Below are 13,142 nucleotides of genomic sequence, written 5' to 3' on the forward strand. Positions count from 1 at the left end.
TGTTTTGGAAGCAGGAATATCAACACAAAAGCATTGAATAATTTTTTTAATCTTGTAGTGACTTAATTTACTGTTTTCTATCATGATTCTAGACTAACATAATCATTTTGCTAGTCTAGAGCCTAAATATATATAGAAATTAAATATCTATCCATATATAAAAAGTCTAAATTGTGATCTTTGGAGTCAATAATTTCTAGTATGAACTTGATAAAGCTTTATTTTAGGTAACAAAAAAGCCCATCTTTCGATGAACTTCTGCAAAATAGCACCCAGCAATGAGTGTATTATCAGATCATCTTATCAATCTAATCCACATGACTGGTTGCCCGTATAAGTCTTCCTTATTACACTGATTAATCCAAAGACTTTTCAACACAATTATTTTTCTAAATTGTTGATTCCATCTCGGTGCATAATATTGATGACTATCATCCTGCTATTCACCTTGATCTCTAGTCCAAATCTTTAAGCTTTTAAACGAAATGAGTGATCTAAAAGTCAGCAAGACTTTCCTTCATCATGGAAAATAATAATACTGCGCAAACCGCGAACAATAGCCCGATCAAAGCAAATTAAGGATCCTGATAAATAAGACCTAAAACCATGAGAGAAACAGCAAGGATGACAAGGAAAATAATGCCGCATATTTTAAAGAGATACATATCCAGAACCTAAAGCAAAAACTATACTTTCAAGAAGCAATATTTGTTCCTTTTTTAAATAATTTTTATATTTATTATCTATATAAATTGATCAACATTCTATCTATTAGTACGAAGCTAGAATATGAAATACAGATCTATTCAGTAACCATATTTCGAACAAAATTCAGAAATCCAGACATTAAAAAGCCACTCTAAAAAGTGGCTCAATGATCAAATGTTTTTATTGATATTCAATTATAGCGGTCACTATTTTCAAATAAGAATTTTAATAAATATTCTTTCTTTACCCGAAATAATCACGACATGCATTCCTCCATGAAAGGTCAAAATATTCCTGATCGACCTGCCGTCTTTCAATCAGCACAATATTTTTATTCACTACAATAAACCTCCGATGCTTCATTTCATTCGTAGATTTATCTCTGAAACTAACCTCACCACATTCTCCCTCTTGTTGATGAAATTGAACCAGGTCTGAATTCGGTAAAGCATTCCTTACCATCTCCCTAAATTTTTTTAAATCCTCATCCTGTAGGATCTTAGAGTCAGCTTCTTGCTGTGTATTTGGTTGACTACACCCCAGAAGTATTAAAGCTACAAGAGGCAAGATAATTAGTTTTTTCATAAGCTGTCCTCCTGAGAAAGAGGATCACATTATTTTTAAAGTATGGCTATTATTAAAATGAATAGTTTTGTAAACCATTCAACTTTATCAATAAATTTAATCAGGAAAATTTAGAACAGATGAAAAGGTATAATAGCTAAAAAGAGCTTGCTGTTTCTCTGAAAATATCAAAGTTCTGAATATTATATAAGACTTGTCAGAGATGACTCTACTGAAAGAATGGGAGACCTCACAACCTTTTCTTGCTAGTTGTGAGGCCCTTTAAAGGCATTATTCAACAGGGTTTGCTGCTTGACTGTCTACCTGTTCATTCTGAGGAGCAGGATTGTTTGAACCGTCCTTTTTGTATTTCATTTTCTTATAACAATAACCCGCAAGTACACCTGCACCAATTAACGTTAATAACTTCATCTTTCACCTCATGCTCATAAATGCAAGCCTATATAACTAACATCTATATTTGTAGCTTTCCAAAGCCATTTAGAGTGTTTTTTTAAATAAAAAGTTAAATTATGTATATCTGTATAGATTAAATAAAATTTTAATCCTTTCATAATATTAAATTTACTTAAAATATTATTGAGTTAAATATTTTTAGGCTCTAAATATATACTTATAAAATAAAAAATCCTGCTTGCTGATTAAAATCCAACTTACGATATTCAAATTGTTTTGCACCTATCTCTCTTATATTTTAATTCTCATGATAGATCATCATGAGAGCGTTCGCCCATGTGTTCAAACTATGAATTTCCTTCAAAAAGCCGTCTCTCTTTATTAGATATTCATGAAGAACAGCTTGAACTGGATATGAAAACACATGTATATCCTTTAGCTCCCGCTCCCATCATTATGCGCGGTGCTGATGAGTTTGAACTGGATATCGCACGTTTCGGACTTATCCCTTCTTGGGCCAAAGAATTAAAATTTGGTCGGCATACTTATAATGCCCGGACTGAAACAGTCGCCTCAAAAGCAAGCTTTCGGCATGCCTGGAAAAGCAATCAGTTTGCTTTGGTACCTGTAGATACATTCTATGAACCCAAATACATTGATGGCAAATCGTATTGGTATTCTGTTTCTCGTGAAGACGGCGATCCTTTTACTGTTGCAGCCATTTATGATGATGCAATCATTGAGGGTGAAAAAGTTCGGTCTTTTTCAATGCTCACGATTAATGCAAATCAGCATCCCTTTATGAAACAGTTCCATAATCCGAATGATGAAAAACGCTCGATTATTGTGATACCGGAAGAGTCAAGACAAGACTGGCTGCACTGTGATCATGAGGAAGCGAATGAGTTTTTCTTCGAAATGCGGGATGAATTTATTGCAAAGCCACGAGATCCCCGTTTGTCGGAAAACTGAAATATAAAAGCAATTTGATCGTTAATATTTGATTTTAAATCATTTAATTTATTTGTATAAAAATAAAGCAATCATTACAATCTTGATTAATGTAACAACAATCAAGAAGTAGCAGATTTATGATAAATTCGCATGGGGGCTTTAGAATTGGTGCCGGCAGAAAAAAGGCCGAAGAAACCAAAGTAATTCGTGTACCTGAATCTAAAGTCCTGGATATCAAAGCATACTTAAAATCACTTAAAAAAGAAAATGAAATCAGTGATATTCACCAGTTTGATCCTATTACTCAAATGGAAATTCCTCTGGTCACTGAACGCGTTCAGGCTGGTTTTACCTCACCCGCACAAGACTATATTGATAAAAAACTCGACCTGAATGAATTTCTGATCAATAACGCTAATGCTACTTTTATTGTTCGTGCCAATTCGCTGTTGATGCTGAATGCAGGTATTGATATCAATGACGCCCTGATTGTGGATCGTAGCATTGAAGCGCAACACCGAGATATTGTGATTGCCTGTGTAGATAACGAATTTACTGTCAAACGGCTGATTATCGATGTAAAGGGTTGCTGGCTAAAAGCTGAGAATGACGACTATCCCGATATTCATCCTGTAGAAGGTCAGCAATTTGAAATCTGGGGTGTGGTCACCAACGTCATTAAAAAATTCAGATGAAATATCAGCAGGAAATCTATGCGCTGATTGATGTCAATAACTGCTATGTCAGTTGCGAGCGCCTATTCAATCCGAAACTGAATCATGTACCTGTGATTGTGCTGTCAAATAACGATGGTTGTGTAGTCTCACGTTCGCAGGAAGCAAAAGATCTCGGCATTAAAATGGCTGTTCCGCTCTTCCAGATCCGCGATATCGTCGAGCAGCATCAAGTTCAGGTGCTATCCAGCAACTATGCCCTCTATGCAGAAATGTCCAAACGCTTTCATTCCATTCTGTCTGAATATGTAGCACCTGGTGAACAGGAGGTTTATTCCATAGATGAATGCTTTCTGAAAATTACAGCTTATGCAAAAAATCATGATTTAACAGAATATGGTCAGGATATGCGACGGCGTATTTTGCAATGGATTGGCCTACCCGTTTGTGTAGGCATTGGCCGTTCCAAAACCGAAGCTAAATTAGCCAACTATATGGCCAAGAAAGCCAAACGCTTTAATGGGGTTTGCGATCTTTCTTCTATGCATCCACAACATAGAGATTACTTCTGGAGCTTGATTGATGTTGCTGAAGTCTGGGGGGTTGGGCGCCAGCAGAGTAAAAAGTTAAAGAACTTAGGTATACATACTGTTCTTGATTTAGCTCAGACCAATTGTCATCGAATCGGAAAATTATTTTCAATTGTTATGCAAAGAACTGTGATAGAATTACAGGGAATTTCCTGTATTGAACTGGAACAGGCATTCCAGCCCAAGAAGCAGATTATTTCTTCACGTTCATTTGGTTCCCGAGTAACAGATCTTGAAGCTTTAACGGAGGCTATGAGTGATTACCTGCAAAATGCTGTCAAACGCTTGAGAGAGGATCAATCCTTATGTGGTTGCATCATTGCTTTCGCTCAATCCAATCCTTTTGACAAGAACAGATCCTTTTATCATAAATCTATCAATATCGCTCTTCCTGAACCTACTGATTCTGCTGTTGTAATGAACCGGGCATTGATGCAACAGATGCATGAATTGTTTTCAGAAGGTGTCGAGTTTAAAAAATGCGGGGTTATTTTGACGGCGCTTGAACCTAAATCGGCCTATGTCTATGACTTGCTCTCTGATCATGCTCAGATCGAGAAAAATGAGAAACTTCAGAAAACGCTAGAAAAAGTAAAGGAAAGATTTGGCGATCAAAAGCTGGCGATTGGAGCAGCTAAAATGCCTGACCGGACTTGGACTATGTCTCAACAGCACCTAAGTCAGAATTATTTTAGTTGGGATGGATTATTGAAGATTGATCATTAATTTCATCTTCCGAGTAAAGTGAAGCAGAAATTTTCCGAGACTCAAATCAAAAAAGCCCTAAATTTAATTAGGGCTTTCTGATATTAATATCTTACTTTTGCTCCCTCAGCGGATGCTCAGGCTCTGCATTAGGCTTTTTCTCAGGCTTTACACCCTTATAGGTTGCTTGATTGCCTTTATCATCATTAGATTCTTTTTGCGGATTATCTTCTTGCTCTGTTTGGTGGTCTGCATGAGTTGTCATATATATTCCCTTTCCTCTAGATGCTTAGAAAATTATTAGGACATATAAGGTTAAACATCAATAATATTTATGTTTTCCATACATTTTAATAAACATATATTCTTCTAATCAGAGCTTATATAGACTTCTTGTTTAATCTAAATCTGCCTGGCTGTGCAACCTGCTTCCAGAAAACACAGCTCATAGATCAATTTATAATTTAATTTCTTATTACTTAAAAGAAAGTATCTGCAGAAACATTAAAACGTTCAGACAAAGCTTTAATATGGCGGATATTGAGCTGACGTTTACCATTCAGGATTTCAGAAATGACCGACTGGGTAGCTATATCAGATAGGTCTGATTGGCTTAGGCCATGCTGTTCCATCAAGAAAGCCAGTGCAGTACGACCATCGCCTTCTGGCATCGGCAAATGCTCATGTTCATAAGCCGAGACTAAATCACCCAGTTGAAGAATCAGCCCCATTAAAGGATGCGATTCATCATCACCTACAATATCCAGAAGTTCATCTAAAGCTTCAGTAAGGGTATTAAAGTCTTCTTCAGTTTCTGGCTTGCTAAGCAATGGTGCAACATAACGCCAGTGATCAACGGCCTGTTTAATCATTGCATTCATATTAAGCCTCCTTCCAATGACCTTTGTCATATTCCTGATGGGATAAGACATGGCGAATATAGACACGTTTTGCCTGATACATCACAACTGCGATCAACCTGATCTTGTTGCCACCAATATCAAAAACATGAAATTTTCCGACTTTATCGACTGCGGGAAATAATCGTTTCATGTCGGCAAAGTCCTTAGGATCATTGGCCTTGATAATTCGATACCAACCATCCAATGCAGTTTCAGCGTGTGGCCACTTTTGCATTGCTTCCAGAATCCGAGCGTGAGTGATCACATGCATAATTATTTATCGCATTTTGCTATATTCAGAGTATAACCTAAATATCGCATATTGCAATAACGCTTAAAGGATGAATTTAGTTGAGATGAGTATTGTTATGGTCAAATCACAAGTTAAAATTAAATAAACCCTTATTTTTAGTAATTTTATTAATTATCAATATTTATGAATTAGCGTGGATATGTTAGTTCTATTTTCAAATAGCAATGATAAAAAAATGAAAACCCCGTCGATCTATATCAAACGGGGGTTCAACATCCATCTACACCACGAAGGCCTAGAGAGTTAATTTAAATCTTTCAAGCAATCACGACACTTTTTGACTTCGAAATCATCGACTGTGTAATCAATTTCAGTCGCACCATGAAGACCAAATAAACAACATATAAATTGGAACATGTGTTTCTCCTGACTGTGAACAGCTCGATCATGGATCGAGCTTTGTTGCTTTAAAGATAATGGCTTACAGCTCCACGATTTATTTACCTTGAAACGATTGAATCACTCACCTGTACTGCGATCGCACAGGCAAGCTATAGCCTCTAAATTTGTACACTCTCTTCATGCTTTGGCGCTTGGTCTTTGGTACCCTGATCCTTGCTCATCATCCGGCACATTTTTTCTTTGCAAGATTTAAAGCAACATCCCACCATGACACCCATACCAAATGCACAGATACATCTCATCATAGCTCTACCCTGTCTTTTCATGAAAAGAGATATATAAATAACATCTATTCATGTTTCACACTTGAACGTATTTTCAGGTTTTATGTTGTATATGAAAACTTATGTGAAGGATAAATATCGGAGAATCATCTGTTTTTGACATATTTATGATCTAAAAAATGGGCCCTGCTTAACTGTCTGGATTAAACAGGGCTTTTTAACTTGCTGATTTTAAATTATTTTATCTGATTTTTTGTAGTGGTGATAAAGTACCACTTGTCATGCATCTAATATGTATATGAAATATAGATGCTTTTTTACCAAATGTTGAATATAGGTTATGTTTTATATTTTATTGGCTATTTTTCATTAACTTAGATGCAATTAAATACAAAAAACTTTGGTTCATGCGATTTTCATTCAATCAAGTGAGTCATAAAAGCAGATATGCAACTTATACATATTGGCAGATATTTTACTTATTTTATCAAAGTCCTTTTCATTTTTTATTTTCTCAGCTGTCAATGAGTTTAAAGGCAGGTGCTCTTTCACTCATTTCTCTTTATAATTTTTCCAACGACTGATAACAATATTTTGTTGCCATGAAAATATCACTATTCATAATTGCCCTATTGGCATTGGCCATCACAGGCTGCCAAAAACAACAGGCAGATGTATCAGCTGAACCTGACCCAGCTGTGAAAGCTCAGTTTGAACAATCAGATGCCCGATTGAGTGCTTATTTAGATAAATTAGATTCTTCTACTATTAGCCTTGAGGAAAGAACACATATTTTATGTGAGGATTATCCTAAAGAATATAAAACTCATTATATGCCGACCCTAATAAAACTGATGCCACAAGAATATGATGAGCAGGAACTACTGAAAGATCTGAAAAATGCGCTCGACTTTTATAAAGTAAAAGCCAATATTCAATGCTGATTTATTCTGAACAAGAAAAAACCGCCTTAAAGAAGGCGGTTTTTTGTAGAGATTACACAACTTAGATATAAACGCTGCAGCTTTAACTAATCTTATTGATTACGCAAATTTTGCTGCTGGTTATCTTGTTGTGGCTGTTGCTGTTGTTGCTGATTGCGTTGCTGGTCCTGTTGGCCCTGCTGACGCTGTTGGTTTTGCTGTCCCTGCGGCTGTTGTTGCTGCTGGTTCGGCTGTTGCTGATTTTGATTCTGGTTTTGCTGACGTTGTTGGTCTTGCTGTTGCTGTTGTTGTTGGTTCTGTTGGTCTTGCTGATTTTGCTGTTGATTATTAGCCATGTTGTAACTCCTTACTATTTGCTTTAAATCGCCGATGATTAGGTTTCGACTTAATATTTACTCTACCTATTTTTAAAAATTCGCCAAGTTATTACCTGTTACATATTAATTCAATGTAAAAAAAGGTAAGTTAAGTAATTGAAGTCTGGATTTATAAGAAACATAAATTACTTTTAATAATAGAATGAACACATATTGAAAGCTTTCTATCTTTTATAAATTTTATTTTTCAATTAAAGTCATAACTTAATCAAAAAATTGTATATAAACTTAAATTTAAAATAAAATTTAGAAATACATTTTGCTACTTATATAAAATATAATTATATTTATAAGATGTTGAATTTTATTAATTATTTAAAATTATAATTTCTTATACATGTTTAACCTAATTTTCTAAAAATTAGATCATTAAATATAAAAACGAAAAAAACCATTTTTAAATAGCAGAATATATTACATAGAATCACAAATAAGGCCTTTTCAGTTGCCAATTTACCTTGACTTTATATTTTTAAAATTATTATTAAATTTTGTATTAAATCTAATTTTCTTTTAATGACCTTTATCTAATAAATAAGCCTCTTATTTTAAGAGGCTTATTTTTAATAAGTTATTTTTAGATTGCGACCACTTTTACAATAATGGTTTGGCTTTCTTCCTGTTCTTCAGCCAGATATAAACGCTTTAATTCTTTGCTTTTGACTTTAAACTTTAAATTCTGGTAATGAATGATGCTTGGGATCTGATCAAAATATTGACCATCTGCCTCAATTTCTTCCTGAAATAAAGGAGTACCCAGTTGATAATCTAGGCTTTTTAATACGGAATACTTTACTGTGGTTTTCATTCTTACAACCTACTTTCCTTACGCACTTTATTTTTATTTTTACCACTGATCAGAGCAAGTTAAAACCATTAATTTTAAATATTGTCCAAGCATTAAGCAATCAATTCAATAACTGCCAAACTTACGTTTGGAATACTAAAATTACAAAAATATTTTACCTTTCATCATAATAAAGAAATAATCTCACAGTTGATACAAAAGCAAAATGGGACTACATTGGAATAAAGATTACCTTCTAAGACAAAATAGACATTATGATTAAAACATGTTGTGGCCTGCTGGAACAAAGAAACATCAAGATTGCTTTTATTGAAAGTGCAAGTTCTGGCTATTTAACCAGTCAGTTTTCAATTTGCAAAAATGAAGGTGCTGAAATCTTGCTGGGTGGTCTAGTGTGCTACGATCCGTCTGTGAAGATTAATGTCTTGGGAATTTCTCCGAATCTGATTAGTACCCATTCAGCTGAATCCATGCCTGTAACGGTTGCTCTGGCTGAGGCAGGCAAAAAAATGTTTCAGGAAGCTGACTGGATTATTGCTTGTACAGGCTTGCTTAAACCAGGCGGTAGCGCGACCCCAGATAAGCCGGAAGGTACTTTCTTTGCCGCTGTTTATGATGGTCTTCAGACTCACCAGTTCCAGTATTATATTAAAGGTACTCCACAGGAACGTCTCAATAAACTGGCAGCCGTCATCGCACATGACATGATTAATCTACTCAACACCTAAAGCTAAAACTGTTTATATTGAGTGCTGATCAAACTTCATTATTTCTACTGTATTTATAGTTAAATTATTTCTATAAAAACACGTTTTTTTAATGAGGCCTGATCAGTGATGAAAATAAGAATTGCAGCCCTTTTGCTCGCCCTTGGTATTCCTGTATCCGCTTTCGCCACTGTTGGTGGCCCACAGAATATTGAAGTTTTGGGTTATGAAGTCAAAGACCAGAAACTTTATCTGTTGCGGCATTATCTCGATGGTCGCGGACGCCTACCTCAACTGTATTATTATAATTTTAAATCCAAAACTCCGAATCAGTTAATTCAGGTGAACTCCCTGTATATCAATCCAAAAACCAAGCAGATTGACTACGATCAGGACAGCCGTAAGTTTAACCAGGAAATTGCCAAAATTAAAAAGCGACTAATTCCGCTGGTACCACTGAGAAAGCAAGCCATCCAGCTTAAGCTATTAAAGACCAGCAAAGGTACCGCCCCTGCATGGCATGACCCTAAACAGAAAGTCCCAAAATGGACTTATCAATATCGAGTGCAATCTGGCCAGTATAAAAGTCCTGTTCAACAAGCAGTCAGCTATAAAGCAGATTTAAGATTAAACCAGACTTATAAAGTACCGAAACAGAATAAAATACTGGTGACGGTAAAATACTTAGGCCTCCCATTCGAAACCGGTTATCACATTGAAGATCCGGCATTATTAAGTCGCTAAACCAATTTCAATAAACGATCAGCAAAAAATAAGGCCTCATAGAGACCTTATTTTTTATGTTTAGAATATCTTTGGCTTACGCAGCAGAAGTGCGCTCAGCAATTGGAACCACTTTACGTAATTCTGGACCAGTATAATCCGCGCTTGGACGGATAATCCGGTTATCTGCACGTTGCTCCATCACATGTGCTGCCCAACCTGTGACGCGTGACATCACAAAGATTGGCGTAAACAGTTTGGTTGGAATACCCATAAAGTGATAAGCAGAAGCATGGAAAAAGTCTGCGTTACAGAACAGTTTTTTCTCACGCCACATCACTTCTTCACAACGCACCGATACTGGATACAGTACAGTATCGCCCACATCTTTTGCCAGTTTTTCAGACCACTGCTTGATAATGCCATTACGCGGATCATTGTCTTTATAGATCGCATGACCAAAGCCCATGATTTTTTCTTTACGCTCCAGCATGCCCAGCATTTTGCGCTCGGCTTCTTCTGGAGATTTCCAGTTTTCAATCATGTCCATTGCCGCTTCGTTGGCACCGCCGTGTAATGGACCCCGTAGTGAACCAATTGCGCCGGTAATACATGAATGCAGGTCAGACAAAGTTGATGCACAAACACGCGCTGTGAAGGTTGAAGCATTAAATTCATGCTCTGCATACAGAATCAGGGATACATTCATCACCTGTTCATGCAGCTGATTTGGCTTCTTGCCATGTAGCAAATGAAGGAACTGAGCACCGATTGAATCATCATCGGTATTTTCATCAATGCGTACGCCGTCATGGCTATAGCGATACCAATAGCAGATAATTGCTGGTAGCGTCGCCAGAATACGGTCTGCAACATCCTGTTGCTGATCAAAAGACTGTTCAGTTTCAAGGTTGCCCAGCATCGATACGCCAGTACGCATCACATCCATTGGATGTGAGTCCGCTGGAATGCGCTCAAGTACTTCTTTCAATGCTTGTGGCAGTACACGCAAAGATTTCAGTTTTGCTTTATAGGCTGCCAACTGTTCTGAAGTTGGTAATTCACCAAAGAAAATCAGGTAAGCGACTTCTTCAAACTGACAGTTTTCTGCCAGATCCTGTACGTCATAGCCGCGATAGGTCAGGCCTGCACCACTTTTGCCTACTGTTGAAAGTGCAGTTTTGCCTGCGACTTGTCCGCGCAATCCTGCGCCAGTGAGTACTTTTCCTTCAGCCATTGTTTTAATTCTCCTGCTTGAACAGTTTATCTAATGTGTTTTCGAAGCTGTGATAATTTAAAAATTCGTATAATTCTTTACGCGGTTGCATTTTATCCAGAACATGCACCTGTGTACCATTTTCACGCACTGAGCGCATCACTTCCAGTGCCGCTTTTTGCATCGCACGGGTGGCTGATAGCGGGTAAAGTACCATGCGAATACCCTGCTCAGCCAGTTCTTCAGTGGTGTAATATGGGGTATCACCAAATTCGGTAATATTGGCCAATACTGGGACACCAACTGCATCACATACGGTGCGATACATCGTAATATCCGTCATTGCCTCAGCAAAAATGGCATCTGCACCTGCTTCGACACAGGCACAAGCACGGTCAATCACTGCCTGCAGACCTTCTTTCTGTAATGCATCGGTACGTGCCATCACCACAAAGTTTGAATCGGTTTTAGCATCGACTGCCGCCTTGATCCGGTCAACCATTTCCTGTTGGGTCACAATTTCCTTATTCGGACGATGACCACAACGCTTTTGTGCAACCTGGTCTTCGATATGCACAGCTGCAGCGCCAGCAGCAATCATCTGCTTGATGCTGCGCGCGATATTAAATGCACCGCCCCAGCCTGTATCAATATCAACCAGTAATGGTGTATCTACACGTTCAGTAATGCGACGCACATCTTCCAGAACATTATCCAGGCTAGTCATGCCTAGATCGGGTAGACCATAAGAATAGTTTGCAACACCGGCACCAGAGAGATAAATGGCTTTATAACCGACCTGTTTGGCCATCATGGCAGCATAGGCATTCACTGTGCCCATAATTTGTAATGGCTTTTCGACTTCAAGCGCTTGTCTAAACTTTAAACCTGCAGACATTTGTTCTGTCATCTTCCCTTCCACAGTCTTGGCTATAATTATTGAGATTTGAGTATACCGATTTGGAACCATGATGCTACAAGCCAATAGAATAAAAACTCTAAAACTTTAGTCAAACTTTTAAGTTTTACTTGACTCATTGAATAAATTCCGTCTTCATCCGGTCCGATTGTGAAATCTGCGGATATATTTGTTATGATGAACTACCAAGTTTATATAACCTGTTGATATACCATCCTCTATGCAAAACCTTGTTCATCTGGAACCACTCGCCAAAGATCTGCCACAAACCAAACGTGGTCATGAGCGCTGCGTTGCGCTGCTGGTCTCTGCGACCGAACTGTTTCTGGAACATGGTTATGATGCAGTTTCTCTAGATGATATTGTCCAGCATGCAGGCGGTTCCAAGGCTTCTATTTACAAGTACTTTGGCAACAAAGAAGGCTTGTTTAAGGCCATTTGCGATTATCGTCGTATCAAGTTTTTTGAAGATATCAGTATTCCGATCGAGCTGATGGCTCTGGATTTTCGTAGTTATCTGGTACATACGCTGCTTAATTTTTATCATCAGATCATGCAACCGGAAAATTCAGCCTTTATGCGTCTGGTGCTGGAACAGAGTCAGCGTAATCCGGAACTCGCGCAGCATATTCATGAACGAGGCCCAGTACATGTACAAAGTGCGATTGCCACGGCTTTAGAACAAGCAGATGCGCAAGGTTTATTGCATTGCGAGAATCCGCAATATTCGGCCCAGTTATATTTTGGCATCTTGCGTAATCTGGAATGGCGGATTCTGATGGGAATTCCGGTACAGGAAGATGATCAGGAAATCGACAAATACATCAGTTATTGTGTGGATCGATTTTTAGACGGTCATCAAAAAGTCTAGGGTCTGTTGACACTTACTGTTCATAATTAACCCTATAACGGTAGCCATAAAAATATACAGGCTAAGGCAACAGAACTTTGATAATTTCTTTTGAGCTTGTCATATCGAGTAGCTATTCCTCTAA

General features: G+C 37.4%; 17 protein-coding genes and 2 pseudogenes. 7 read left to right on the forward strand and 12 right to left on the reverse strand.

Annotated elements, in window-relative coordinates:
- The 3 genes and pseudogenes from ACEWB7_RS15740 to ACEWB7_RS15750 form a co-directional block, all read right to left on the reverse strand.
- Positions 1-84, reverse strand: a pseudogene (locus ACEWB7_RS15740) (IS1595 family transposase); the annotation flags it as partial.
- An 867-nt stretch (positions 85-951) separates the two neighbouring features.
- A complete protein-coding gene (locus tag ACEWB7_RS15745) occupies positions 952-1,293 on the reverse strand; it encodes a hypothetical protein (RefSeq protein WP_034170370.1) in 342 nt (113 codons plus the stop codon).
- 270 nt (positions 1,294-1,563) lie between these two features.
- On the reverse strand, positions 1,564-1,704 hold the full coding sequence (locus tag ACEWB7_RS15750; RefSeq protein ID WP_166135519.1) for a hypothetical protein: 141 nt from the start codon (positions 1,702-1,704) through the stop codon (positions 1,564-1,566).
- A 321-nt stretch (positions 1,705-2,025) separates the two neighbouring features.
- Between ACEWB7_RS15750 and ACEWB7_RS15755 the strand changes: the two genes are divergently transcribed.
- The 3 genes from ACEWB7_RS15755 (at position 2,026) to ACEWB7_RS15765 (ending at position 4,633) form a co-directional block, all read left to right on the forward strand.
- Positions 2,026-2,661 carry an SOS response-associated peptidase gene (locus tag ACEWB7_RS15755; RefSeq protein WP_262737586.1) on the forward strand — a complete coding sequence of 212 codons (636 nt, stop codon included), beginning with the start codon at positions 2,026-2,028 and terminating at the stop codon, positions 2,659-2,661.
- A 119-nt stretch (positions 2,662-2,780) separates the two neighbouring features.
- A complete protein-coding gene (locus tag ACEWB7_RS15760) occupies positions 2,781-3,338 on the forward strand; it encodes a LexA family protein (RefSeq protein ID WP_411580957.1) in 558 nt (185 codons plus the stop codon).
- Entirely contained in the window at positions 3,335-4,633 is a 1,299-nt protein-coding gene (locus ACEWB7_RS15765; RefSeq protein WP_034706432.1) for a Y-family DNA polymerase, read from the forward strand. The genes ACEWB7_RS15760 and ACEWB7_RS15765 overlap by 4 nt, the downstream gene beginning before the upstream one ends.
- A gap of 91 nt (positions 4,634-4,724) precedes the next feature.
- On the opposite strand, the gene ACEWB7_RS15770 is transcribed toward ACEWB7_RS15765, so the two are convergent.
- From ACEWB7_RS15770 to ACEWB7_RS15785, 4 genes are all read right to left on the reverse strand, one after another.
- Positions 4,725-4,877, reverse strand: a complete 153-nt coding sequence (locus ACEWB7_RS15770) for a hypothetical protein (protein ID WP_004785976.1) — start codon at positions 4,875-4,877, stop codon at positions 4,725-4,727.
- Between the two features lie 214 nt (positions 4,878-5,091).
- Entirely contained in the window at positions 5,092-5,493 is a 402-nt protein-coding gene (locus ACEWB7_RS15775; RefSeq protein ID WP_004785978.1) for a type II toxin-antitoxin system HigA family antitoxin, read from the reverse strand.
- A 1-nt stretch (position 5,494) separates the two neighbouring features.
- Positions 5,495-5,785, reverse strand: a complete 291-nt coding sequence (locus tag ACEWB7_RS15780) for a type II toxin-antitoxin system HigB family toxin (protein ID WP_034706646.1) — start codon at positions 5,783-5,785, stop codon at positions 5,495-5,497.
- 542 nt (positions 5,786-6,327) lie between these two features.
- Positions 6,328-6,474 carry a hypothetical protein gene (locus ACEWB7_RS15785; RefSeq protein WP_179992345.1) on the reverse strand — a complete coding sequence of 49 codons (147 nt, stop codon included), beginning with the start codon at positions 6,472-6,474 and terminating at the stop codon, positions 6,328-6,330.
- Positions 6,475-7,055: 581 nt separating this feature from the next.
- Between ACEWB7_RS15785 and ACEWB7_RS15790 the strand changes: the two genes are divergently transcribed.
- A complete protein-coding gene (locus ACEWB7_RS15790) occupies positions 7,056-7,397 on the forward strand; it encodes a hypothetical protein (protein ID WP_262738631.1) in 342 nt (113 codons plus the stop codon).
- Between the two features lie 92 nt (positions 7,398-7,489).
- Here the strand turns inward: ACEWB7_RS15790 and ACEWB7_RS15795 are convergent, their stop codons facing one another.
- Together ACEWB7_RS15795 and ACEWB7_RS15800 are read right to left on the reverse strand one after the other, a co-directional pair.
- Positions 7,490-7,732: a hypothetical protein gene (locus tag ACEWB7_RS15795; protein ID WP_034705379.1), complete on the reverse strand. Its 243-nt coding sequence runs from the start codon at positions 7,730-7,732 to the stop codon at positions 7,490-7,492.
- 619 nt (positions 7,733-8,351) lie between these two features.
- The gene (locus ACEWB7_RS15800; RefSeq protein ID WP_034702487.1) at positions 8,352-8,582 is read right to left on the reverse strand and encodes a hypothetical protein; all 231 of its coding nucleotides are present in this window, start codon (positions 8,580-8,582) and stop codon (positions 8,352-8,354) included.
- Between the two features lie 254 nt (positions 8,583-8,836).
- Here ACEWB7_RS15800 and ACEWB7_RS15805 point away from each other — a divergent pair, with 254 nt between their 5' ends.
- The gene (locus ACEWB7_RS15805) at positions 8,837-9,310 is read left to right on the forward strand and encodes a CinA family protein (protein ID WP_034702490.1); all 474 of its coding nucleotides are present in this window, start codon (positions 8,837-8,839) and stop codon (positions 9,308-9,310) included.
- A 108-nt stretch (positions 9,311-9,418) separates the two neighbouring features.
- The gene (locus ACEWB7_RS15810) at positions 9,419-10,033 is read left to right on the forward strand and encodes a hypothetical protein (RefSeq protein ID WP_034702494.1); all 615 of its coding nucleotides are present in this window, start codon (positions 9,419-9,421) and stop codon (positions 10,031-10,033) included.
- 76 nt (positions 10,034-10,109) lie between these two features.
- Here ACEWB7_RS15810 and prpC read toward each other — a convergent pair whose 3' ends face one another.
- Positions 10,110-11,249, reverse strand: coding sequence for a 2-methylcitrate synthase (gene prpC / locus ACEWB7_RS15815; protein WP_034702497.1), 1,140 nt, complete (start codon positions 11,247-11,249; stop codon positions 10,110-10,112).
- 4 nt (positions 11,250-11,253) lie between these two features.
- Positions 11,254-12,138, reverse strand: a complete 885-nt coding sequence (prpB, locus tag ACEWB7_RS15820) for a methylisocitrate lyase (RefSeq protein ID WP_034702499.1) — start codon at positions 12,136-12,138, stop codon at positions 11,254-11,256.
- Between the two features lie 229 nt (positions 12,139-12,367).
- Between prpB and ACEWB7_RS15825 the strand changes: the two genes are divergently transcribed.
- Positions 12,368-13,018 carry a TetR/AcrR family transcriptional regulator gene (locus ACEWB7_RS15825; RefSeq protein WP_034702501.1) on the forward strand — a complete coding sequence of 217 codons (651 nt, stop codon included), beginning with the start codon at positions 12,368-12,370 and terminating at the stop codon, positions 13,016-13,018.
- 13 nt (positions 13,019-13,031) lie between these two features.
- Here ACEWB7_RS15825 and ACEWB7_RS15830 read toward each other — a convergent pair.
- A pseudogene (locus tag ACEWB7_RS15830) lies at positions 13,032-13,142 on the reverse strand (IS5/IS1182 family transposase); the annotation flags it as partial.

It is taken from the genome of Acinetobacter sp. NIOH-H-8 (genome assembly GCF_046635365.1).
GTDB lineage: Bacteria > Pseudomonadota > Gammaproteobacteria > Pseudomonadales > Moraxellaceae > Acinetobacter.

Coding starts and splice junctions, on each gene's coding strand:
- ACEWB7_RS15785 (WP_179992345.1), bottom strand. CDS start 6,474: ATGATGAGATGTATCTGTGCATTTGGTATGGGTGTCATGGTGGGATGT.
- ACEWB7_RS15760 (WP_411580957.1), top strand. CDS start 2,781: ATGATAAATTCGCATGGGGGCTTTAGAATTGGTGCCGGCAGAAAAAAG.
- ACEWB7_RS15755 (WP_262737586.1), top strand. CDS start 2,026: ATGTGTTCAAACTATGAATTTCCTTCAAAAAGCCGTCTCTCTTTATTA.
- ACEWB7_RS15795 (WP_034705379.1), bottom strand. CDS start 7,732: ATGGCTAATAATCAACAGCAAAATCAGCAAGACCAACAGAACCAACAA.
- ACEWB7_RS15810 (WP_034702494.1), top strand. CDS start 9,419: ATGAAAATAAGAATTGCAGCCCTTTTGCTCGCCCTTGGTATTCCTGTA.
- ACEWB7_RS15775 (WP_004785978.1), bottom strand. CDS start 5,493: ATGAATGCAATGATTAAACAGGCCGTTGATCACTGGCGTTATGTTGCA.
- prpC (WP_034702497.1), bottom strand. CDS start 11,249: ATGGCTGAAGGAAAAGTACTCACTGGCGCAGGATTGCGCGGACAAGTC.
- ACEWB7_RS15780 (WP_034706646.1), bottom strand. CDS start 5,785: ATGCATGTGATCACTCACGCTCGGATTCTGGAAGCAATGCAAAAGTGG.
- ACEWB7_RS15825 (WP_034702501.1), top strand. CDS start 12,368: ATGCAAAACCTTGTTCATCTGGAACCACTCGCCAAAGATCTGCCACAA.
- ACEWB7_RS15765 (WP_034706432.1), top strand. CDS start 3,335: ATGAAATATCAGCAGGAAATCTATGCGCTGATTGATGTCAATAACTGC.
- prpB (WP_034702499.1), bottom strand. CDS start 12,138: ATGACAGAACAAATGTCTGCAGGTTTAAAGTTTAGACAAGCGCTTGAA.
- ACEWB7_RS15770 (WP_004785976.1), bottom strand. CDS start 4,877: ATGACAACTCATGCAGACCACCAAACAGAGCAAGAAGATAATCCGCAA.
- ACEWB7_RS15790 (WP_262738631.1), top strand. CDS start 7,056: ATGAAAATATCACTATTCATAATTGCCCTATTGGCATTGGCCATCACA.
- ACEWB7_RS15750 (WP_166135519.1), bottom strand. CDS start 1,704: ATGAAGTTATTAACGTTAATTGGTGCAGGTGTACTTGCGGGTTATTGT.
- ACEWB7_RS15800 (WP_034702487.1), bottom strand. CDS start 8,582: ATGAAAACCACAGTAAAGTATTCCGTATTAAAAAGCCTAGATTATCAA.
- ACEWB7_RS15745 (WP_034170370.1), bottom strand. CDS start 1,293: ATGAAAAAACTAATTATCTTGCCTCTTGTAGCTTTAATACTTCTGGGG.
- ACEWB7_RS15805 (WP_034702490.1), top strand. CDS start 8,837: ATGATTAAAACATGTTGTGGCCTGCTGGAACAAAGAAACATCAAGATT.